This window comes from Bradyrhizobium sp. AZCC 2176, assembly GCF_036924645.1.
Classification (GTDB): domain Bacteria; phylum Pseudomonadota; class Alphaproteobacteria; order Rhizobiales; family Xanthobacteraceae; genus Bradyrhizobium.
This window is the reverse complement of sequence record NZ_JAZHRX010000001.1, coordinates 3,768,087-3,788,383: the sequence shown is the minus strand read 5'-3', so window position 1 is coordinate 3,788,383 and position 20,297 is coordinate 3,768,087. Positions and strand designations below refer to the sequence as shown.

The following is a 20,297-nucleotide window of genomic DNA, read 5'->3' as shown; positions in this document are numbered from 1 at the left end:
ATACTCGGACAAAAAGCCACGCGGGACGATAGCGGCGGCTGGAAGGCCGAACTTGATACGAAGAGGATATTGAGATGAACATGATTTCCAGATCGAGCATTTGGCTCGCGCTCGCCGCGTTGACGCCGATCATTCTGGTGCTTCAGCCTGCCGCTTTGGATGCACAAACACAGAGCGCCCGCAAGGCCCAACGCGCCCCAACGCAGACCTCTGAAAAGGAGAGGATGAACGCGTGGACGGTCGGCCTCGCAGGCGGCTTGCTTGAGGGCGCGCCCCTTCGCCTCGCGGCAGAAATGGCCCGCGTCGTCGACGACGGGCCGAATTTGCATGTCCTGCCAATCGTCACCCGCGGCGCCACCGAGAACCTGAACTCGCTGCTCTATTTACGCGGGGTCGATACGGCGATCATCAATTCCGACGCGCTCGAAGAGTACAAGATACAGGTACCGGAGATCCAGCGCCGCATCACGTATCTGCTTAATCTCTTTCCCTCGGAGCTGCATATCTTTGTTCGGCCGGAAATCCAGAGTCTGCAGGATCTCGCCGGCAAGAAAGTGAATTTCAACACCCAGGGAACGGCTGCCGCCTATTCAGGACCGCTGATCTTCAGCCGTCTCGGCATCAATTCCGAAAACACTTTCATTCCCCATCAGGTCGCGCTGGAGCAGATGCGCAAAGGCGAGATGGCGGCCGTCGTTTTCATCACGTCGAAGCCGGTTGACGCCTTCGTGCGCGGGCGCTGGGATCCCGGCTTCAAGTTCCTCCCCGTCAAATACGAAAGCAAATTCGAGGATTACTATCTTCCCGCGATGTTGGAGGCGGGCGAATACCCCGGTCTGATCAAGCAGGGCGAACGTATTCCGACGATTGCGGTGCCGACCGTTCTGGTCGCCTTCAATTGGCCGCCAGGGACAAACCGCTATCAGCGCGTCGCCCGCTTCGTTGATGCCCTGTTTTCCCGCATCGACAAGCTGCAGGGGCCGGGCTTCGACCCGAAATGGAAGTCGATCAATCTCGCCGCGACAGTCCCCAGCCTCGCCCGGTTTGGGGCGGCGCAGGAGTGGCTGGATCGTCAGGCGCGCGCGGCACAGGTGTCGCGATGAAAGCGCTCGCTCTCGCCGTCGCGTTCGAAGTCGTCAGCGGGATCGCACTCGCGCAAGGCCCGACTGACCCGCTGGCGGATCTTCGCGCTTGCTCGCAGTTGGAGCGCGAAGAGAGGCTGGAATGTTTGGACAGTCTGCTACGTAATGTTGCGCCGGCCCGGCCGGTTCCCGGGACCGACAATTGGATTATCAGCGAGACCACGTCGCCCGTGGACTATACGCCGATTATCACCGCCACCACGCCTTCTCAGGGCGGCTCAAATGATTATCCGATGCAACTCTCGATTCGCTGCCGCGCCGGCACTGAACTGATCGTCTCGGGACCGGCCTTCTCCCGCAATGGGAAGGACTATGCCATTTCTTACCGCATCGATGACAATCGGCCCGTGCAGCTTGCGGGAGCCCCGCCGTTGTCCGGGACCGGCGTAGCGTTTACCGGCGACGTCGTACGCTTGCTGCAGTCCCTTCCCGAGCAAGGAGAGCTTGCCATTCGTGTCGTGAGGCGAGGCGGCGCGGCCCAGGAAGGACATTTCTCGCTCGGCGGACTGAAAGTCGCGCGAGAGCGTCTCGCCACGGTGTGCAGATGGCCACACACGGTAGCCGGTCCACGCAACTGAGGTCATCGAACAACCACGGGAGATGCGTCATGAGAAGGATTGAAAATGTTGTCAGAGTGATGGCCGGCGTCATAGCGCTGCTCGTTATGGCTCCGCCATCAGCGCCGGCGCAGGAAAAGAATCAAGCGACGCTGGTGAAGAAGCAAGCGGCCGCACCTGCGCAAGGGTTGAAACGTATCGCGGCCGTTGCCGACAAGAAGCCGCACCGCCTGATCCTGCAGGTGAATTCGAACGAGCCCGCGATGATGAATCTCGCGCTCAACAATGCAACGAATGTTGTGCAGTATTACAAGGATCGCGGTGAGAGCGTGGCAATCGACATCGTCACTTTCGGCCCGGGCCTGCATATGCTGCGTGACGACACTTCGCCGGTCAAGGCGAGGATCAAGACGATCTCGGAGAGCAACCCATCGATCTCGTTCCAGGCCTGCGCCAATACGCGCGACAATATGAGCAGGGCGGAAAGCAAGGAAATTCCGCTGATGTCAGAGGCAAAGATCGTGAAATCCGGAGTCGTGCGTGTGATGGAGTTGCAGGAGCAGGGCTGGGCGTATGTAAAGCCGTGATGGCGCTGCCCGTGCGAAGCCGACAGCTTTCGCCTGACGCCTGCGGTTGCGCAGCTTTTCCGCCGCGCAATCGCAGGATCATCACAGACACGCGAAGGCGGCGAAACGGCCTAGACCGTCGAGATGCCGTCGATCGGGCTGATGTCGCCGACAAATCTCAGCAGATCGGCCATGGTGAAATCGCCAGGCGTCTTCGAGGGCAGTGTCGGCTTCCAGTTCTTGCCCTTCAGCCACAGGAAGGACTGATGGTCGCCGTGCACGAGGCCGACAAATACTTCGGCCACGATTGTGGCGCCCACCGGTCCCAGCTTTTCGCCACCGCCGCGTTGCTCTGCCTCCTTCAGGATGTAGTACCAGAGCGGCGTGTGCTCATGGAGGCCGTGCTGCTGGGCCACCATGCCGTCAGGTCCCGTGGCGATCTCGGCGGACGTGAGCGGATTCTTGATCTTCATCGCCTTGGCGACGTCCTGTCCGGACGGCAGGCCGAGCATAACGCCGCGCTTCAGGTTGCGGAACGGCAGGCTGCCGCCGCCGCCCGGCAGATCGTGCAGTTGCGGTATCAGGAACGGATCGATCTTGCGCGAGGGATTGAGCCGCACATTGGGCGGATTGGCCGCCAGCACTTCATGGTAGCGGCGCCAATCGATGATCCAGTTGCTTGAAAGCACCGGAATCGGCAGCGGCGGCTGCACCGGATCGGGCGCGAGGTCGCCGATGATTCCGCCCGACAGGCCGGTGAACTTGAACAGCAGGTCGAGCGTGGCCGGAATGCCGCCGCCCGGCGTGAACTTGCGATTGTGGCTGTAGACCTCGCGTACCATGCTGTGGCCGAACCGGTACGCCGCCGCGGAGAACTCGACCGGCATGTAGGGCGTCTTCTTGAAGCGGTAGAAGCGGCGGCCCTGATCGAGGATCCTGGCGACGATCCCTTTCTCGGTGATGCGCTCCACGAAGTCATGCAGCACCATCCACTGGTAATGCCAGGTCACCATCTGGCGCGCCTGCGCAAATATCTCGCCCGTCGGCACCCCGGACGCCGCGAGATGGTCACAGACCTTGTTGTGAAACTTCAGCATCGCCAGGTGGGTTTGCGCAACGACGAGGTTTTCGTCATTACGATGATCGCCGATCAGCGCGAAGCCTTCCGGATTGCGCGGCAGATCGTTACGCGGCGTGATGGTTATATCGTCAACGCTGATGGTCTTGCCGATCAGGAGTTTCGGACCGGGCGTCTTGCCGTCGGTATCGCCGGGATTGCGCGCGTAAAGCTGCCGGCTGCCGTCAGGCCCGAGACCGTAGACACTGTCGAGATCGAGCGCCGGTGTGCGGAAATTCTCGACCGCGGTCGGATCGGCTTCCTTGTCGCCGAACGAGGTGAGATCGAGCGTGATGTCGTGATCGACGAACTGTCCGAGATAAGTGAATCCTGCGGGGATTTTGGTGTTGTTGCCGGTCGCACCGCCCGGATCAGCGTCCTTCATCGCATCGGCAAGTTCCTTCAGCGGCGCGTCGTCGACGGCGAGCGGTTCGAGGTTCGGAAACATTCGCCCGAACATTCCGGGATCGTCGTGCCCAGAAAGCGAATCCAGAAATTGCCGGGTCGGTTGGCGGCCGGCTTTGCCATGGCCAGGCTGGACATTCACTTGCGTTGCCATCACTTCCTCCAATCGGATGTTGGGAGAAGAGGGGTACCGGCGTGTCGCGATGTCAGGTCAATAAGGTTCAGGAAAATCCGATCGATACCCCTCAAAAGGGTTCAGTCAGCAAAACCCACCCGCAGATTGTGACCAATCGGAGTGCGGTGCCAGCGGTTTATTTTTCGATTTGTGTGAGCAGCTTCACTGACACAGCATGATCCGGAAAAGTGGCTACCGGTTTTCCCTCGCGACAAATGCGGAAACGCATTTGCGCGGAGATCAGGCTCGAATCAAAGAGACAGAGCGTGATGACGATTCGAAGAAAGTCGTCACGCTCCAGATGCGATGTCGAACTCTTTGCGCAACTCGGCATCGGTATAGAAGCAGACGCCGCCATCGAGATCGCGCACCAGCCATTCACCGAGATACACGATCTGTGTCCCGCTTTGCCTTTCATGCCGAAGCTCGAGGTGCCCGTCCTCGCTTCGTTGCAGCGAGCAACCGGATTGTACCCAGCTCGGCCATTCGTGCAGCGGCTGCCCGGTGAACTGCCAGGCGATCAACGCCACGTTGGTTGGACGTGGCTTCAACTTCAGTGTGGTATCCACTATCGTCTCCGAAACAGTGAGTCCTGCGGTCTGACAACGCCGGGGGCCGGCAAAAGTTGAACGTTCAGGCCGCAATTCTCGCTGCGATTCGCCGATATTGCCTATGCGTCTTTGGGATAGATATCCGGATTGAACGGGCGAATCCTTCAATCCCATGGTGGCGGGGCGATGGATAACGCGGGCCAAGCCCGCGCATCGCGGATGGGTTTGCCGTTAGCGGACGCGGCTAGCGCACCACCGCCGCGGTCTGGCCGAACAGGATCCGGCGCTCCTCCTCGGTGCGGTTGACGGGCTGACCGAAATTCGGATTGACCTCCTTGGCCTTGGCATAGGCACGCTCCGTCGCCGGCCGGGCGCGGATGGTTTCGAGCCAGCGCTTCAGATGCGGGAAGTCGTCGATGTTCTGGTCCTGATTCTTGTAGGGCACGATCCAGGGATAGCTTGCCATGTCGGCGATCGAATAGTCGCCGGCGATGAACTCGCGGTTCGAGAGGCGCTTGTTGAGCACGCCGTAGAGCCGGTTGGTCTCGTTCACATAGCGGTCGATGGCGTATTTGATTTTTTCTACCGCGTAATTTCTGAAGTGATGGTTCTGCCCGGCCATCGGCCCGAGCCCGCCCATCTGCCAGAACGTCCACTGGATCGCATCATAGCGGCCGTAGAGATCAGACGGCAAAAACTTTCCGGTCTTCTCGGCGAGATACAGCAGCATCGCACCCGACTCGAAGATCGAGATCGGCTTTCCGCCGCCCTTCGGCGCATGATCGACCATCGCGGGAATACGGTTGTTGGGCGCGATCGCCAGAAACTCCGGCTTGAACTGCTCGCCCTTGCCGATGTTGACCGGGAAGACCTTGTAGGGAAGCCCGGTCTCCTCGAGGAACATCGTGATCTTGTGGCCGTTCGGCGTGGTCCAGTAGTGAAGGTCGATCATGGGGCGATCCTGCAGTGCGCTAAAATTGTTGTTTTCGCAAGAAAGATGCGGCTGCATGAATTTGGGCGGATCGCCAGCGCAAGTCAATCGGCGCCCGCCCCCACGCGCGCGAATGTGATGGCACCTCAGGCGCCGCGACCGTGTTCGCGCAGGAATTTGGCGCCGCTTTCGGTGATCGCAACCTTCGCGCCCGGCTGCCGCGCGACATAGCCGCGATCCACCGCGTCCTCCCAGATGGTCAGGCGCGGGCATGAGGTGCGCCACGTCTCGATCACCTCGGAATAAAGCCGTGGCTCGCGGCCGATCCATTCGACGAGATCAAGCACCAGTGCGTCCGTTGTCGCAGTCATCAGCGCCTCCGCCAGAAGCGGTTCAACTCAGAACGCCATCGCGCTGGTGCGCGTGAACAACAGCCAGCCGCCGTAAAGGATGTAGTAGCCCGCGACCGTCGTGATCAACAGGTTCGCCCAGGTGCGGAATTGCGCGTCGCTCATCGCCTCCAGGATGCGCCGCGCCAGCGTGGTGCCGAGCATCGAGGCGGCGATGGCGACCGCCGCCAGCACCGGATCGAGCGTCGCCGCCTGGTCGATGATGCCGCCGAAATAGATCAGCTTTGTGAGATGGCTCGCGACCTGGCAGGTCGCCTTGGTGGCGACCACCTCGCGGCGGCCGAAATTGCCGCCGAGAAAGAACGTGTCCATCAACGGACCGGAGACGCCGGTCATCAGCATCAGGCCCATGCAGATGAAGCCGTAGGACGAGCCCTGCCAGATGCTGTCCGGATTGGGCTTGAGGTTCTTCGGCATCAGCCGCGCCATGAACGGCGTCGCCCCGAGCAACAGCAATGCGATGGGCTTGTCCGGCACGTAGCGGGCGATCGACCACACCCCGAGCGCCAGCGCGCAGCCGATCAGATAGACGAACACCGGCCGCCAGCGGATATGCGCCCGCCACAGAAAGGCACGCCAGCCGTTCGAGGCCATCTGCGTGATCGCATGCAGCACCATCGCGGTGGGCAGCGGCATCAGCATCAACAGCACGCCGATCAGGATCATCCCGCCGGCCATGCCGAACAGGCCCGACAGGAACGCTGTCGCGACCATCAACGCACCGAGGGCTGCGATCATCAGGGGCGTCATTGGCAATCTCCACAATCATATTTCTGCCTCAGCTTGTGACGGGTGCGCAAACTGAGTTATCTTGCCCTGGCATCAGTTTTCCTGAGGGTTATGTGCGGCGGCTGCTCTTTCTCAACGGGATCAAGGCATTCGAGGCCGCCGCCAGGGCCGGCAGCTTTGCCGCCGCCGGCGTCGAGCTCAACGTCTCCGCGGCCGCGGTCAGCCGGATGGTGCACCTGCTGGAAGAACGGCTCGGCGTGGCGTTGTTCGAGCGCAAGGCCAACCGCCTCGTCACCACGGCGGCCGGCCGCGCCTATCAGAGCGGGCTGACCCCGATCTTCGACGCGCTGGCGAGCCTGACCGCGCAGGTCACCGCGCCTGCAAGCGTGCGCGTGCTGACCATCGGCGTCGGTCCCACCTTTGCGATGAAATGGCTGATCCCGCGGCTGGCGGACTTCCGCAAGCAGGAGCCGGATATCGACGTCCGCATCACCACCGGCGGCGCCGCGGTGCCGTTCGGCGAGGACTGGAGCTGCGGCATCAAGCTCGGCGACGGCGAATGGCCGGGCCTGATCGCCGAACCGTTATTCGCCGCCGACCTGCTGCCGGTGTGCGCGCCGCGCCTTGCTAATCAGCTTAAACGCCCGACCGACCTGAAGGGGCCGACGCTGCTGCGGGTGGCGCATTCGCCCGACGACTGGCCGTCATGGCTCGACGCGGCCGGCACAGCCCGAATCACTGCACGCGGACCGGAGTTCGACCATTACGGCCAGGCGCTGCAGGCCGCGGTCGACGGCCTCGGCATCGCCATGGGCATCCGCCCCTATATCGACGACGACCTCGCTGCCGGCCGGCTGGTCGCGCCGTTTGCGTTAAGCGTGCCGAAAGGCATGCGCTGGTATCTGGTCTATCGGGGCTTCAGCACCGGGCAGCGCGATTTCGCTGCCTTTCGGCGCTGGATGATCCGCGCGGCGACAGAGCCCGCCACACGCCGCAGGGGCCAGCGACATGCCGGATGAAAAGATCGAAACGCTCGTGATCGGCGGCGGCCAGGCTGGCCTCGTGATGAGTCACCGGCTGAAGCAGCGCGGGCTTTCGCACCTCGTGCTCGAGCGTCATCGGATCGCCGAACGCTGGCGCAGCGAACGCTGGGACGGGCTGAAATTCCAGTTTCCGAACTGGTCGGTGCGGCTGCCGGACTTTGCGTTTCCGCACAGCGATCCGGATGCGTTTTCAAGCACCGACGACATCATCAAATTCATCGAGGCCTATGCCGAATTCGTCAGCCCGCCGATCCGCTGCGGCGTCGCGGTGACGCGGCTGTCGCAGCGTGACGGTGACGGTTTCATCGCCGAGACCGAAGGCGGCACGATCGCCGCCGACAATGTCGTCGTCGCCACCGGCCCCTATCAGCGCGATGTCATCCCGGACCTGTTGCGCGATCATCCGGTATTCCAGGTCCACGCGTCCGGCTACAAAAATCCCGAACAGCTTCCGCCGGGTGCGGTGCTGGTCGCCGGCGCCGGCGCGTCGGGCGCGCAGATTGCCGAGGAATTGTTGCAGGCCGGCCGCCGCGTCTTTCTCTCGGTCGGACGGCACCGCCGCCTGCCGCGCCGCTACCGCGGCCGCGACCTGATCTGGTGGCTCGCCGACATGCGGCTCGATCGGATGACGCCGGAGGAGCGCGGGTCGGCACGATTGGGCCCCGTCATTTCGGGGGCCTATGGCGGCCGCACCATCGACTTCCGCAACTTCGCCGCCGCCGGCATGATCCTGGTGGGGCGCCTCGAGGCGGCGCGTCATGGCGTGATCGAGATTGCGCCCGGCCTTGCAGAAAACCTTTCCGACGGCGACCTCGTCTACTCAACCTTTCTCGACACCGTGGATGCCTATGCGAAACGTCGCCGCCTGGAATTGCCGGAGGACCCCGACGCCCACAACACACTTGCCAACCCGCCTTGCGTCACCGCGCCGCTCACGCGCCTCGACCTCGCCGCGGAAGGCATCTCCGCGGTGATCTGGGCCACCGGCTACGGCGTCGATTTTAGCTGGATCGATGTCCCCGTGCTGGACGAGCGCGGCGACGCGATTCACCGCAACGGCATCTCGGCGGTGCCGGGGCTGTATTTCCTCGGCCTGCAATGGCTGTCGAAGATGAATTCCTCGTTCCTGTCCGGCGTCGGCGACGACGCCGTGGTGCTGGCGGATCATATTCGCGCGCGGGGGTGAGAAGCTCTCGTGTCCCGGACGCGGCGCGGCACGCAGTGCTGCGACGCAGAGCCGGAACCCACGACCCTCTCGCCCCGATCGATGGACTCCGGAACAGCGGCGCACCACGCCGCAAGGGCGGCGCGCTGCGTCGCATCCGGGGAACGCAACCTGCAAAATTTCATCACATGTGAACCCGTTCACATTTGCCCTGTCCGACCCATGCTGTTCTCGCCCCATGGGCAAACCCGGGGGACAGGCCATGATCTATGGCGGCTTTGAAATTCAGTCGTTCGAAGCAGGGAGAGGGCTATGGCACGCCAGGATTCAACGGGCCGACCAGGCGCCGGTGGTGATCGATGGGATGGCGTTTCCGACGCTCGAAGTCGGTTTCGCGTGGTCGAATCCGGAAGCGGCGATCGCGGACGCGAAAGCCCATATCGACCGCTTCAAGCCGCGGTTCGCGAATCCGTAGGCGCCGCCTGCGGAACTGGCGGCCACGCGCTGGCCGGCCGGCTCTCGCTGCCCATGCCCGAACAGACCCTGCAGGCGACGCCGCTGCTCTCGAGCTGTCCGGATTGCAGCGCCGCGCTCGCGGTGCTGCGCATCATTCCCGGCCGCGCCGGCGTCGAATACTGGACCATGCGATGCACCCGCTGCGGCGGGATCCATCTCGATATCGTCAAGGCCGCCACGGCGCCGGTGACGGCGTAAAGGCGTGACGGTTCCGAATCGGCTTGCTGACATCTGCTGACATGACGACCTGCAGCATCGTGCGCGAAGCCGTTTACCCTTTTCTCGCTGGCTGACTCGCCCCATATTCGCCGGATGGCGAAGAAACCCGACACCCCCAAAAAATCCGGCAAAAACCCGAAATCCAAGGCACATCGGCCGGACGTGCAGCCGATCGGGCCGGCGCTCGCCGAACTGCTCAACCCCGCGATCAACCGCGGCGATGCCGGCATGGGCTCGGGCACCGGGCTGCAGCCGCCGCCGGACAATTCGTGGGACCGCCGCGCCGGCGGCGAGGCCGCGGCACATCGCGCGCGCGCTTCGACCAAGGGAACCAGCGACGACGTCGCCAAACGCGATGCGTCGAGCCAAGGACTCCAACAAGGCCTCGAAGAAGCCCCGCAAGCCAATTACGGCACCTCGGCGACCATCCCGACGCTCGACCCCGAACTCGCGCGCCAGCTCGGCCTGCCGACGGCGGAAGACGATGACGAGGCGCTGGCCCGCCCACCGCGCAACAAGATGGAAGCGCTTGGCGTCAAGGCGACCGCCGACGCGCTGGAGAATCTGATCCGCGACGGCCGCCCCGAATTTCGTGGCGAAGGTGGCTCGCTCAAGGTCTGGACGCCGCACCGGCCGCCGCGCCCCGAAAAATCCGAAGGCGGCGTGCGCTTCGTCATCAAATCCGAATACGAGCCGAAGGGCGACCAGCCGACCGCGATCGCCGAACTGGTCGAAGGCATCAACCGCAACGACCGCACCCAGGTGCTGCTCGGCGTCACCGGCTCAGGCAAGACCTACACCATGGCCAAGGTGATCGAGGCCACTCAAAGGCCTGCCCTGATCCTCGCACCGAACAAGACGCTGGCCGCCCAGCTCTATGGCGAGTTCAAGAATTTCTTCCCCGACAATGCGGTCGAGTACTTTGTCAGTTACTACGACTACTACCAGCCTGAGGCTTATGTGCCTCGAACGGACACCTACATCGAAAAAGATTCGTCGATCAACGAGCAGATCGACCGCATGCGCCACTCGGCGACGCGCGCGCTGCTCGAGCGCGACGACGTCATCATCGTCGCCTCTGTCTCCTGCATCTACGGTATCGGCTCGGTCGAGACCTATACCGCGATGACCTTTGCGCTGAAGAAAGGCGAGCGCATCGACCAGCGGCAATTGATCGCCGACCTCGTCGCGCTGCAATACAAGCGCACCCAGGCCGACTTTACCCGCGGCACGTTTCGCGTTCGCGGCGACGTCATCGACATCTTCCCGGCGCACTATGAAGACCGCGCCTGGCGCGTGAACCTGTTCGGCGACACCGTTGAAAATATCGAGGAGTTCGATCCGCTCACCGGCCACAAGCAGGACGATCTCGAATTCATCAAGATCTACGCCAACTCGCACTATGTGACGCCGCGCCCGACGCTGGTGCAGGCGATCAAGTCGATCAAGTCGGAGCTGAAGCTGCGGCTGGACGAACTCAACAATCAGGGCCGCCTGCTGGAAGCGCAGCGGCTGGAGCAGCGCACCACCTTCGACCTCGAAATGATGGAAGCGACGGGAAGCTGCGCCGGCATCGAAAACTATTCGCGTTATCTCACCGGACGCCGCCCCGGCGAGCCGCCGCCGACGCTGTTCGAATACGTGCCCGACAACGCGCTGGTGTTCGCCGACGAAAGCCACGTCACCGTACCGCAGATCGGCGGCATGTTCCGCGGCGACTTCCGCCGCAAGGCGACGCTCGCCGAATACGGTTTCCGCCTGCCCTCCTGCATGGACAACCGTCCGCTGCGGTTCGAGGAATGGGACATGATGCGCCCGCAATCGATCGCGGTGTCGGCGACACCGAGCGGCTGGGAGCTGAACGAAAGCGGCGGCGTGTTCGTCGAGCAGGTGATCCGTCCCACCGGCCTGATCGATCCTCCCGTGCACATCCGCCCGGCGCGCACACAGGTCGACGACCTCGTCGGCGAAGTCCGCGCCACCGCGGCAGCCGGCTATCGCTCGCTGATCACGGTGCTGACAAAGCGGATGGCGGAAGACCTGACCGAATACCTGCACGAGCAGGGCATTCGCGTCCGCTACATGCACAGCGATATCGACACGATCGAGCGCATCGAGATCATCAGAGACTTGCGCCTCGGCGCGTTCGACGCGCTGGTCGGCATCAACCTGTTGCGCGAGGGCCTCGACATTCCCGAATGCGCGCTGGTCGCGATCCTCGACGCCGACAAGGAAGGCTTTCTGCGCAGCGAGACCTCGCTGATCCAGACCATCGGCCGCGCCGCGCGCAACGTCGACGGCAAGGTGATCCTCTACGCCGACCAGATGACCGGCTCGATGGAGCGCGCCATCGCCGAAACCAACCGCCGCCGCGAGAAGCAGGTCGAATACAACACCATCAATGGCATCACGCCGGAGAGCGTGAAGAAATCGATCGGCGACATCCTCAACTCCGTCTACGAGCGCGACCACGTGCTGGTCGAGATCGGCGACGGCGGCATGGCCGACGACGTCATCTCGATCGGCCACAATTTCGAGGCCGTGCTGAACGATCTCGAAACCCGCATGCGCGAAGCCGCCGCCGACCTGAATTTCGAGGAAGCCGCCCGCCTCCGCGACGAAGTCAAACGCCTCCGCGCCACCGAAATGGCCGTCGTCGACGATCCGACGGCGAAGCAGCGCGCCGTACAAGGCAAGGCCGGCGCCTATGCCGGCAAGAAGAAATACGGCGAAGCGGCGAATTTGCCAGTCAGCGCGATGAAGAAGAAGAGCGTTTCTTCGGCGATCAAGGCCAGCGGCGGTAGCGCTTCAAAGGTCCACAAACCCCATCTCGACGAAATGCACGGCCCGGAGTCCCTGCCCTACCGTCCCGACCGCACCACGTCGCGCAAACCCTCGCCCGGCAGCGGCAGCAAAATCTTTCAACCCACCGACTCGCGCCAGTCCGGCCCGGAGTTCGGCCCCGCGCCGCGATCCAGCGGCGGCGCGCCGGGACATCGCGGCGGGTGGAAGAAGAGGTAGTCGATCAACGACCGTACACCCGCCATGTCCGAGATTAGCCCCCACCGGGTCTTAGGCCGACTTCTGCAGACTGTGTGCGCCACTCGGGTCTTGTGAAAGCGACGCGATTGCTGCCGCTTTTTAAGCGCGATGCCTTGGTCTGCGCAATCGCTTGCAGGGAACTTTCGGTCCTGTGCGGCGTCATAGGTGATGCGGCCAAGGCTTGGCACGGGAGGTGCCATGTCGAAGTTCGGCATTACAGTAATCGCTGTCGTACTGGTGACCGCGCTGTCGAGTGCCGCCACTGCGAAAGGGCGCGGGCATAGCCCACTAGGCAGCGTGAAATTCGCATTCACCCGCTTGTTTGCGCCAGGGCTGTTTCATGGCGGCACCACGCATCGCCGGCGCGTGCACGCCCACCGGATCAGAAACGCTCCCGTCGCTTTGCAACGTATCCCGTCACAAAGTATCCCGTCACAAAGTATCCCGTCCGCAACGAACCAGCCCTCCGGCGAGGACGAGTTGGTTGTTGGCAAACTATTCACTGACCCTGCGGCACGCAGGCAGATCGCCACGACTGCCGCACTTGCGCACTGGCATGGTGACCGTAGCACTGCAGACGGGTGGTGGTCGCATGGCCATGGCGGATATGGCTGGGTTGGGCCGCTGTTCTGGCCGTTCGCCTACAATGATATTTATGGTTATGCCATCTTCGGCGATGGCATGGGCTTCTGGGACTACGGCTACCCCGACATCTATGCCGGAATTTTTGGGCCTTACGGCAGTGAAGAACTGGCGGCTTATATGGCACCGGGCTCTTCCGGCCGAACCGAGCGAAGGATCCCACCGCTGCAGCAGCTCTGCGGTGATTCCGGCCGCGAAATTGCCGCTCTCGCCATTGATCAGATTCAGCGGGCGATTCAGCCGACCGAGACGCAGCGGGCCGCGCTGGACCGTCTTGCCGACGCGTCGAAGTCGGCCGCCCAGATCATTCAGGCATCTTGTCCGACGCAGCCCGCATCAACGGCGCCGGCCCGATTGGCCCTGATGCAGCAGCGCACTGCGGCGATGCTCAGTGCAGTAATATCCCTCGAGCCGCCGCTGGGGGAACTTTATGATCTGTTGAATGACGAGCAGAAAGCACGGCTCAACGCACTCGCCGATGATCAGCTCAAGACAGCGTCTGCAAACGGGCCCATGAAGGCGTCGGCCCAGGGCTGCGAAGCGCCCCTGCCAGCCGCGTTGCGATGGTCGGCTGGCGAGATCGAGGCCAGTCTACATCCGAACGATGCCCAGCGCGACGCGCTTGAACGGCTGCAGCGCGCCGGCGCCAGAGCTGTCGAGATGCTGAGCTATGAATGTCAGCCGAAAGATGCGATCACGCCACCCGCTCGGCTCGCCGCGGTGGATGGTCGGCTCGGCACCATGCAACAAGCCATCAATCTGGTGAGCGACACGCTGGAAGAGTTCTATACGTCACTGAGTGACGAGCAGAAGCTTCAGTTCGAGCTGATCGGACCAAAACGAGCGCCGTGATTGCCCATCTATTCCAATGTCGGCTACAGCTCTTGCTTGGACATACCGAATTGAGTGCACCGTCCGTTATATGGGGATCGAAGTGGACGATGCGGTTGCCATAGCGGACAAGTGGACGTCTGAGTTAGGCGGGCAGAGCAGACGTGCGCTGCCCACCTCGACCGGCCGGTTAGAGCCACGAGGAAACCTCCAGCGTTCGCTTGAATAATGCAGCTATCGTCGATGGCGCTACAATCGCGACCGTCGGTCATAGTTAGAAATACTACCCGCTAGTCAGACGGACAGAACGATGCAAATCAATCGCAGGCCATTGTCCGACCGGCTCGCCGTCTTTCCTCGCTTAGGCTTGGCCAGCCTGCCGACCCCGCTCGAGCCGATGAAGCGGCTGACGGCGCATCTCGGCGGGCCGCGGCTGTGGGTCAAGCGCGAGGATGCGACAGGGCTCGGTTTTGGCGGCAACAAGCTGCGCAAGCTCGACTACGTCCTGCATGAAGCCGTTTCGAGCGGCGCCGATACGATCGTCTCCGGCGGCGTCGTGCAATCGAACAGCCAGCGGCAGGTTGCGGCGGTGGCGGCCAAGCTCGGCCTCGCCTGCCATCTCGCCGTCTACCACGGCCGCCTCGAACCGCCGACGCCGGAATACAAGACCTCGGGCAACGCGTTTCTCAATCGGCTGTTCGGCGCGCAACTCCATGACGTGCCGTGGACCGGTGACCGCAATGCCGCCATTCGCGCGCTGGTCGACGATCTCCGGGCGAACGGCCACAAGCCGTACTTCGTGCCCTACGGCGTCTCAAATGCCCTGGGCGCCGTGGCCTACGCCACGACGATTGCGGAGATCGAACCGCAGGCCGCGCGATTGGGTTTTGCACCGGCCGCGATCGTGCACTGCACCGGCAGCGCCGGTACGCAGGCCGGCCTTATCGCCGGTGTCGCCGTGGCCATGCCGAACGCAGGAATCGTCGGGATCGATATCGACGCCGAGCCCGCGCGGGTGCGCGCCGATGTCGCGACGTTTGCGCGCGAAGCGTCCGATCTGCTCGATATTCCGTTCGACGAAGCAAGCGTGGAAGTCGTCGCGGGGCATGCGGGCCCTGCCTACGGCGTCCCGCACGAAGCCACCATCGAAGCGATCCGCCTCGCCGGCCAACTCGAGGCGCTACCACTCGATCCCGTCTATTCGGGCAAGGGCCTCGCAGGCCTGATCGCCCTGATCCGCCAGGGCCGCTGGCGCAACGACGAGGATGTCATCTTCCTGCACACCGGCGGCGCGCCGGCGCTTTTCGCCTATCAGAGCGCACTCGGGATTTGAACTGGCGGAGCAAGACGGTCCTGTCGCTCCGGAAATCGCGTCAGCGGCTATCCGCGTTCATGGCGGCGATTCCTGCGCGTCCTCGGCGAGGACGGTGATGCGCGGCAGAATGATCAATCGGGGAGCTATGCCGTGATTGACATCACACTGCCTGAAGCACGAGAGCGCACGGCGAAAACCCCTCACCCGGCACTTCGCCCGAACCGCTCCGGCATTCGTGCGTGAGCACCACTACCGGTCGCGTTGCCTGCGGGGCAAATCACGCATGGGCTTGGTCCATTGCTCCCGGCAAAAATATTCCCCTTCGCCGTTACCCCAAATCACCCTTACAACTCCGCGCATCCCGCACCCATGAGAGGGGCGTATCGCGATCGTCACGGACGTTGGGTGCGGGATGCGATGGACGCGGCAGCGTCGGGCGCGCAAGGGGTCGCAGGGCGGGCTTCGGCTTGTGAGCGATCGGCCGGCGCGCAGACGGACGGCGCTTAAACGCCTTCGCCAGAATTTTGGCCGGCAGCACATGAGCCGGTCGAGGCGTTTTGGTGGAGGAAGCCGCGGACGGCAAAGGCGTGTGGTTCTGGCACCCGTGGCTGGTGTCAAGCTGATGGAGATTTGTCGGGCCCAACCGGGCTTCGGCGGATCGCCAATCCGTCAGCGACGGTGGCAAGAGGAATTCGTCGCCGGGAAGAGCGCGCTATAAGCCGTAACACCATTGCGCAGGGAAGGCCGGGTGTTCCGGCGCACCTTGCGGTCACCCGTGTGCATTTTGTGCGCACGATCGCGGGTGCTGAGGGCACCCGGCTTTCCCTGCGCCCTCTCGCTTTTCGAGGGCGAAACGAAATTGCAAATCCTCGGGCGCGTGGCGCCGCGGGAGATTTGCTGCTGTTTGAAATGCAGAGCGAGCGCGCGCGTAACACTCCGCGTCGTTCCTGCCTAGTGCGCAATTGCGCACAGAGGCAGGGACGACAGCGAGAATGCGGCGCCGCCGCCTCACCCCGAGCGCCGGTTACTCGTGTTCTGCGTCAGATTGCCGTGCTCGGCCTGTTCGCGGATGTTGTTCTTCTCGTCGTGGCGATGGCCCTTGGTGGTGTCGAGGGGAACGTTGGGCGCGCTGCCGGGACCCTTGTGGCTCTGGTTGTCTTGCGGGACCGGCGGAACGGGTTTCGTCATCATCATCTCCGTTATCAACGGAAAGAGCCAACGCCGGCTGCGGCGAGATCGTTCCGTCGCCGGCCGCATGTCGCGGCGATGAACCTTTTGGAAACCACCGTGTCACATAATGTGAGTCTTCTTGCGGATTACCTCTGCCGCTCCGTTCACAATGGGGCCGGCCGCAAGAGCCGGGTCGAGCACAGGCAAGGTGGGCGAATGACCGAGGGATCAAATCGTCAGCACGTCCTGGATTTCCTCAATGTGCTGTATTCCGGCAACGTCGAAGCCGCGCTGGAGCGCTGCACCGACGACGTCGAGTCTCTCGCCAACGCCCCAATCGATATCCTGCCCCATATGGGCCATCGCCGCGGCAAGGCCGAACTGCGCGAGATGTGGGATGCGGTGCGCGCCCGCTATTCCGAACTGCGCTGCGAGGTGCCGATCCTGGTGGTCGAAGGCGACAAGGCGGCCGCGTTTATCCGTGTGTTCTTCCGGAAAACCATCAATCAGCGCATGGTGCAGTTCGACATCGCCGGCTTCTACACGCTGCGCAACGGCAAGATCAGCCATATCAGGGAAATCATCGACACCTTCGACCTGGTCCAGCAACTGCTCGAACGCGATGTCGCCGCGATCCTGACCGGCAGGCGGCCGGACCCGATCTAGCGGGTTCGTCATTCCGGGGCGATGCGAAGCATCGAACCCGGAATGACGTCCAGATATTCTCCCACACATTGAACCTCATCGTGCTGGCCGTGACACACCACAAGGCCGTTTCCGGACACGAAAAGCATATGAAGATCGCGTTGCTGGCTTTGCTTGGGTTGGCGTTGGGGGTGCTGGGAGGCGCGACACTGGGCATCGGGACCGGCCTCGCCTGGGTGCAAATCTTCAAAACCTCGAGTTTTGGAGGCTATAGCGGCATGCTGGTGTTCTTCACCTTCATGCCGTTGGGGGCCGCGATCGGCGGCATCGGCGGCGCCCTGCTGTTCGGCATCATCGCCATTCGCGACGCCGAGATCGCCATCGAGCGCGAGCCGGTGCCCCGCCACGACCGTTGAGTGACCGGAAAACGGCCGAAACCGCCGCATTTGTGCAATGCAAAAACGGCAATTGTGTTTTGGCCGAACTGCTCTATTTCTGGGTGCAACAGTGAAATGCAGCATTTCAGCCCGGCGTCGATGATGACGCTCATTAGGGCGTGATCGCTGTTTGCAATTCCAGTTTTCAAGGACCAACCCAAAATGACAGAGCATAGTCTCTGGCGTTTTTCGCGCGCGTTGCATCGCGCGATCAATGAACGCCAGCCCGCCGATCTCGAAGCCCTGCTCGACGAGGACGTCGACTGGGCGATCTATGGACCGATCGACATGTATCCGTTCTTCGGCTCCCGCCGTGGCAAGGCGGCCGTGATCGAGGTGATCAGGCAGATCGCGGACAATTTCCGCGTCCACCGCTTCGACCGCGAATCGATCATGCTGGGCGTGGATTCGGCCGCCTCGATGATGCGCTATTCGCTGACGGCGCTGGATTCGAACAAGCCGATCAGCCTGCGGATCGCCCATTTCGCCCAGTTCAGGGCCGGCCGCCTCACCAACTTCCGCGTGCTGGTCGATACCTTCGATCTGGTTGAGCAGACGGTGGGCTATCCGATCCACCTGCCGCGGATGGCGGTGTAGCTCACGCCAATCTATCCAATCGTCATGCCCGGGTGCGCAAATCGCATCTTCGCGTCCGGGCGTCCACGCCTTCCTTCGCCAGCCCCAAGGGAGCGTGGATGGCCGGGTCATCTGGCGCTGTGACGCGCTGTGCCCGGCCATGACGTTCGCTTGATGTGAGCAAGATTGTCCGCGCCATAATTTCGCAACAGAGCGAACGCATTCTGGGCGCGACTTGGAATGCGGGCGGGCAATGATTCCCAAAATGCGATTTGGCTGGGCGCGGCTGCCAATGCTGGCGGCCGGCATCGGCATGGCTTCGATGATGGCAGCAGCGGCACAGACGCCGCCGACGGATGAAGATCCGGACATGCCTGCGGCGGAAGAGTCCGAGGCGGCTCCCAGCGTCAACGACGTCGACATCATGAAGGACATCGACGTCAGCAAGCTCGACTGGAGCCTGCTTGATGTCGACGCGTCGACCGTGACCGGTCCGACGCTAAAGGGAAGCGGCGCGTCGAAAGCCGCTGCCAGCGTGGATGCCGCGTGGTCCGCCAATGAAAGGGCGAACGGCACCTCGGCGGTGTCGGTCAGGCAATCCATCTCGCCGTTCTGGGATACGCGCATCGGCGCCGACATGACGGTCGCACGGCAGGGCACGGCGACGACATCCGAACTGCTCTCGGAAAAACTCGCCAATGGCGGCAGCCTGCCGCAATCGTCCGGCACCGCCTGGGCGGCGATCACCGCCCCCGGCGTTGCCTCGATTTGGGACAAGACCGCGGTCGAGGCCCGCGTCGATCCCGGATCTGAGCAGAGCAGGCTCGGCACCTCCTTGAGCAAATCGCTACCGCTCAGCGAGCAGTATTCGGTGACCCTGAAGAACGACTACAATTTGATCCAGCAGGGCATCGTGCCGGTGCCCGGCATCGTCAGCCATCCGGCGCGCAGCTATGAGACCGACCAGTCGGCGAGGCTCAGTATCGCCGACACCGGCACCAGCCTGATCGCCGGCCAGACCCTGTCGACTTCCGACGACAAGTGGCTGCGCAAGGTCGGCGCCGAGCAGAAGCTGTTCGACGGCGTCACCATTTCCGGCTCGATCGGCGAAACGCCGTCCGGCGCCGCCAGCAAGAGCCTCAGCGCGGGGTTTAAACGTAGCTGGTAAGGGGCAGGAATCGTCCCAATTTGATGCGTTTTCCGGCCCGAAGGCGCCGCCCCCGAGAATGATCCAGCATTGCCGCAGATTGGCCCAGATGCGGCCAAAATCGGCAGCGCAGATGGGAAGGCTCCACTTCGTCGTGCGGGGGACGTCCGCGCTCGCCTGAAAGCGAAACAGAGGAATAGCCGATGAACGCCACCATTCGCCCCGAACAGATTGATGAAACCCCGGAGGTCGACAACGATCTCGCCGCCGTATCCGAAGTCGAGGCCGGCATCCGCGATTTCGTTCGCAACGACATCGCCTATCTGCGCCGCCCCGCAGTGGCTCCGGACACCGCGCCGCTCGATCCGAACGCGGAAGCCACCGTCAACAACGTCAATTCGCTGATCCAGCGCGTCGCCGGCACCTCGCTTGCGGAAATCGAGAAGCTGATTTCCGAACTCGAAAGCCTCCGCGACCTGCTGCATGCCGAAGGCCAGCGCGTCCAGCGCGAGATCTCGGGTTATGCCCAGCTCAGCCAGGCTGCGATGAAGTCGACGCGCATGATCGCCGACAACGTCACGCAGTGGAAGCGTGCCGCCGACGGCCTGCGCAACGCCTGATCCCGATCGTTGCAAAAATCTAACACTCCGCCGCGTTCCGTATGGAAGCGCGGCGGTTTCGTTTGGCAGGGTTCGATCTGAACTTTATAAGCACGGTCGCGTCCAAAGACGGATGTCGTCACGTGGCGGCAGGCACCTTTTGGGGACACACCGGCGATGCAAAACGTTCAGCCAGACAACATGAATTCACTGCCGCTGCGGCAATCGTCGCACAGCATGGGCACGATCGTGATCCGTTTCGTCGGACTGCTGACGCTTGCGGTCGTGGCAATGACGCTGATCTGGAGCCGCTGAACTTCTTCAGCGCTCATGGCTATCAGATCTTGGCTATCAAATCTTGGCTATC

Annotated in this window: 22 protein-coding genes; 16 read left to right on the top strand and 6 right to left on the bottom strand. The window is 62.9% G+C overall.

Annotated elements, in window-relative coordinates:
- Positions 1–80 precede the first annotated feature (80 nt).
- The 3 genes from V1288_RS17690 to V1288_RS17680 are packed head-to-tail and all read left to right on the top strand — an operon-like array spanning position 81 to position 2,286.
- On the top strand, positions 81–1,103 hold the full coding sequence (locus tag V1288_RS17690) for a TAXI family TRAP transporter solute-binding subunit (RefSeq protein ID WP_442894032.1): 1,023 nt from the start codon (positions 81–83) through the stop codon (positions 1,101–1,103).
- Positions 1,100–1,720, top strand: a complete 621-nt coding sequence (locus V1288_RS17685; protein WP_334358247.1) for a hypothetical protein — start codon at positions 1,100–1,102, stop codon at positions 1,718–1,720. Before V1288_RS17690 ends, V1288_RS17685 begins: the two co-directional genes overlap by 4 nt.
- Before the next feature lie 29 nt (positions 1,721–1,749).
- Positions 1,750–2,286 (top strand): DsrE family protein, encoded by a 537-nt coding sequence (locus tag V1288_RS17680; protein ID WP_334358246.1) that lies wholly within the window; start codon positions 1,750–1,752, stop codon positions 2,284–2,286.
- 110 nt (positions 2,287–2,396) lie between these two features.
- Here V1288_RS17680 and V1288_RS17675 read toward each other — a convergent pair whose 3' ends face one another.
- From V1288_RS17675 to V1288_RS17655, 5 genes are all read right to left on the bottom strand, one after another.
- On the bottom strand, positions 2,397–3,941 hold the full coding sequence (locus tag V1288_RS17675) for a peroxidase family protein (RefSeq protein ID WP_334358245.1): 1,545 nt from the start codon (positions 3,939–3,941) through the stop codon (positions 2,397–2,399).
- Positions 3,942–4,252: 311 nt separating this feature from the next.
- Positions 4,253–4,717 (bottom strand): hypothetical protein, encoded by a 465-nt coding sequence (locus tag V1288_RS17670; protein WP_334358244.1) that lies wholly within the window; start codon positions 4,715–4,717, stop codon positions 4,253–4,255.
- Between the two features lie 40 nt (positions 4,718–4,757).
- The gene (locus V1288_RS17665) at positions 4,758–5,465 is read right to left on the bottom strand and encodes a glutathione binding-like protein (RefSeq protein WP_334358243.1); all 708 of its coding nucleotides are present in this window, start codon (positions 5,463–5,465) and stop codon (positions 4,758–4,760) included.
- 125 nt (positions 5,466–5,590) lie between these two features.
- Positions 5,591–5,815 carry a hypothetical protein gene (locus V1288_RS17660; RefSeq protein ID WP_334358242.1) on the bottom strand — a complete coding sequence of 75 codons (225 nt, stop codon included), beginning with the start codon at positions 5,813–5,815 and terminating at the stop codon, positions 5,591–5,593.
- 27 nt (positions 5,816–5,842) lie between these two features.
- The gene (locus V1288_RS17655) at positions 5,843–6,604 is read right to left on the bottom strand and encodes a sulfite exporter TauE/SafE family protein (protein ID WP_334358241.1); all 762 of its coding nucleotides are present in this window, start codon (positions 6,602–6,604) and stop codon (positions 5,843–5,845) included.
- A gap of 92 nt (positions 6,605–6,696) precedes the next feature.
- Here V1288_RS17655 and V1288_RS17650 point away from each other — a divergent pair, with 92 nt between their 5' ends.
- The 7 genes from V1288_RS17650 (at position 6,697) to V1288_RS17620 (ending at position 15,374) form a co-directional block, all read left to right on the top strand.
- A complete protein-coding gene (locus V1288_RS17650) occupies positions 6,697–7,602 on the top strand; it encodes a LysR substrate-binding domain-containing protein (protein ID WP_334358240.1) in 906 nt (301 codons plus the stop codon).
- On the top strand, positions 7,592–8,812 hold the full coding sequence (locus V1288_RS17645; RefSeq protein ID WP_334358239.1) for an NAD(P)-binding domain-containing protein: 1,221 nt from the start codon (positions 7,592–7,594) through the stop codon (positions 8,810–8,812). The genes V1288_RS17650 and V1288_RS17645 overlap by 11 nt, the downstream gene beginning before the upstream one ends.
- Before the next feature lie 217 nt (positions 8,813–9,029).
- Positions 9,030–9,266 carry a hypothetical protein gene (locus V1288_RS17640; RefSeq protein WP_334358238.1) on the top strand — a complete coding sequence of 79 codons (237 nt, stop codon included), beginning with the start codon at positions 9,030–9,032 and terminating at the stop codon, positions 9,264–9,266.
- A gap of 53 nt (positions 9,267–9,319) precedes the next feature.
- On the top strand, positions 9,320–9,505 hold the full coding sequence (locus V1288_RS17635) for a hypothetical protein (protein WP_334358237.1): 186 nt from the start codon (positions 9,320–9,322) through the stop codon (positions 9,503–9,505).
- Between the two features lie 114 nt (positions 9,506–9,619).
- Complete coding sequence (gene uvrB / locus V1288_RS17630) at positions 9,620–12,547, top strand: excinuclease ABC subunit UvrB (RefSeq protein ID WP_334358236.1); 2,928 nt, start codon at positions 9,620–9,622, stop codon at positions 12,545–12,547.
- 219 nt (positions 12,548–12,766) lie between these two features.
- A complete protein-coding gene (locus V1288_RS17625) occupies positions 12,767–14,062 on the top strand; it encodes a Spy/CpxP family protein refolding chaperone (protein WP_334358235.1) in 1,296 nt (431 codons plus the stop codon).
- Between the two features lie 289 nt (positions 14,063–14,351).
- On the top strand, positions 14,352–15,374 hold the full coding sequence (locus V1288_RS17620) for a D-cysteine desulfhydrase family protein (protein ID WP_334358234.1): 1,023 nt from the start codon (positions 14,352–14,354) through the stop codon (positions 15,372–15,374).
- 990 nt (positions 15,375–16,364) lie between these two features.
- Here V1288_RS17620 and V1288_RS17615 read toward each other — a convergent pair.
- The gene (locus tag V1288_RS17615; protein WP_334358233.1) at positions 16,365–16,544 is read right to left on the bottom strand and encodes a hypothetical protein; all 180 of its coding nucleotides are present in this window, start codon (positions 16,542–16,544) and stop codon (positions 16,365–16,367) included.
- Positions 16,545–16,742: 198 nt separating this feature from the next.
- Here V1288_RS17615 and V1288_RS17610 point away from each other — a divergent pair, with 198 nt between their 5' ends.
- From V1288_RS17610 to V1288_RS17585, 6 genes are all read left to right on the top strand, one after another.
- Positions 16,743–17,192 (top strand): nuclear transport factor 2 family protein, encoded by a 450-nt coding sequence (locus V1288_RS17610; RefSeq protein ID WP_334358232.1) that lies wholly within the window; start codon positions 16,743–16,745, stop codon positions 17,190–17,192.
- Positions 17,193–17,320: 128 nt separating this feature from the next.
- Positions 17,321–17,587 carry a hypothetical protein gene (locus tag V1288_RS17605; protein WP_334358231.1) on the top strand — a complete coding sequence of 89 codons (267 nt, stop codon included), beginning with the start codon at positions 17,321–17,323 and terminating at the stop codon, positions 17,585–17,587.
- 183 nt (positions 17,588–17,770) lie between these two features.
- The gene (locus V1288_RS17600; RefSeq protein ID WP_334358230.1) at positions 17,771–18,205 is read left to right on the top strand and encodes a nuclear transport factor 2 family protein; all 435 of its coding nucleotides are present in this window, start codon (positions 17,771–17,773) and stop codon (positions 18,203–18,205) included.
- A 244-nt stretch (positions 18,206–18,449) separates the two neighbouring features.
- Positions 18,450–19,352 carry a hypothetical protein gene (locus V1288_RS17595; RefSeq protein ID WP_334358229.1) on the top strand — a complete coding sequence of 301 codons (903 nt, stop codon included), beginning with the start codon at positions 18,450–18,452 and terminating at the stop codon, positions 19,350–19,352.
- 182 nt (positions 19,353–19,534) lie between these two features.
- The gene (locus tag V1288_RS17590; protein ID WP_334358228.1) at positions 19,535–19,951 is read left to right on the top strand and encodes a hypothetical protein; all 417 of its coding nucleotides are present in this window, start codon (positions 19,535–19,537) and stop codon (positions 19,949–19,951) included.
- A 156-nt stretch (positions 19,952–20,107) separates the two neighbouring features.
- Positions 20,108–20,245 carry a hypothetical protein gene (locus V1288_RS17585; protein ID WP_334358227.1) on the top strand — a complete coding sequence of 46 codons (138 nt, stop codon included), beginning with the start codon at positions 20,108–20,110 and terminating at the stop codon, positions 20,243–20,245.
- The last annotated feature ends 52 nt before the right edge of the window (positions 20,246–20,297 follow it).

What these genes read in the sequence shown, in the direction of transcription:
- V1288_RS17690 (WP_442894032.1), top strand. Translation starts at nt 81, where the DNA reads ATGATTTCCAGATCGAGCATTTGGCTCGCGCTCGCCGCGTTGACGCCG.
- V1288_RS17685 (WP_334358247.1), top strand. Translation starts at nt 1,100, where the DNA reads ATGAAAGCGCTCGCTCTCGCCGTCGCGTTCGAAGTCGTCAGCGGGATC.
- V1288_RS17680 (WP_334358246.1), top strand. Translation starts at nt 1,750, where the DNA reads ATGAGAAGGATTGAAAATGTTGTCAGAGTGATGGCCGGCGTCATAGCG.
- V1288_RS17675 (WP_334358245.1), bottom strand. Translation starts at nt 3,941, where the DNA reads ATGGCAACGCAAGTGAATGTCCAGCCTGGCCATGGCAAAGCCGGCCGC.
- V1288_RS17665 (WP_334358243.1), bottom strand. Translation starts at nt 5,465, where the DNA reads ATGATCGACCTTCACTACTGGACCACGCCGAACGGCCACAAGATCACG.
- V1288_RS17660 (WP_334358242.1), bottom strand. Translation starts at nt 5,815, where the DNA reads ATGACTGCGACAACGGACGCACTGGTGCTTGATCTCGTCGAATGGATC.
- V1288_RS17655 (WP_334358241.1), bottom strand. Translation starts at nt 6,604, where the DNA reads ATGACGCCCCTGATGATCGCAGCCCTCGGTGCGTTGATGGTCGCGACA.
- V1288_RS17645 (WP_334358239.1), top strand. Translation starts at nt 7,592, where the DNA reads ATGCCGGATGAAAAGATCGAAACGCTCGTGATCGGCGGCGGCCAGGCT.
- V1288_RS17640 (WP_334358238.1), top strand. Translation starts at nt 9,030, where the DNA reads ATGGGCAAACCCGGGGGACAGGCCATGATCTATGGCGGCTTTGAAATT.
- V1288_RS17635 (WP_334358237.1), top strand. Translation starts at nt 9,320, where the DNA reads ATGCCCGAACAGACCCTGCAGGCGACGCCGCTGCTCTCGAGCTGTCCG.
- uvrB (WP_334358236.1), top strand. Translation starts at nt 9,620, where the DNA reads ATGGCGAAGAAACCCGACACCCCCAAAAAATCCGGCAAAAACCCGAAA.
- V1288_RS17625 (WP_334358235.1), top strand. Translation starts at nt 12,767, where the DNA reads ATGTCGAAGTTCGGCATTACAGTAATCGCTGTCGTACTGGTGACCGCG.
- V1288_RS17620 (WP_334358234.1), top strand. Translation starts at nt 14,352, where the DNA reads ATGCAAATCAATCGCAGGCCATTGTCCGACCGGCTCGCCGTCTTTCCT.
- V1288_RS17615 (WP_334358233.1), bottom strand. Translation starts at nt 16,544, where the DNA reads ATGACGAAACCCGTTCCGCCGGTCCCGCAAGACAACCAGAGCCACAAG.
- V1288_RS17610 (WP_334358232.1), top strand. Translation starts at nt 16,743, where the DNA reads ATGACCGAGGGATCAAATCGTCAGCACGTCCTGGATTTCCTCAATGTG.
- V1288_RS17605 (WP_334358231.1), top strand. Translation starts at nt 17,321, where the DNA reads ATGAAGATCGCGTTGCTGGCTTTGCTTGGGTTGGCGTTGGGGGTGCTG.
- V1288_RS17600 (WP_334358230.1), top strand. Translation starts at nt 17,771, where the DNA reads ATGACAGAGCATAGTCTCTGGCGTTTTTCGCGCGCGTTGCATCGCGCG.
- V1288_RS17595 (WP_334358229.1), top strand. Translation starts at nt 18,450, where the DNA reads ATGCGATTTGGCTGGGCGCGGCTGCCAATGCTGGCGGCCGGCATCGGC.
- V1288_RS17590 (WP_334358228.1), top strand. Translation starts at nt 19,535, where the DNA reads ATGAACGCCACCATTCGCCCCGAACAGATTGATGAAACCCCGGAGGTC.
- V1288_RS17585 (WP_334358227.1), top strand. Translation starts at nt 20,108, where the DNA reads ATGCAAAACGTTCAGCCAGACAACATGAATTCACTGCCGCTGCGGCAA.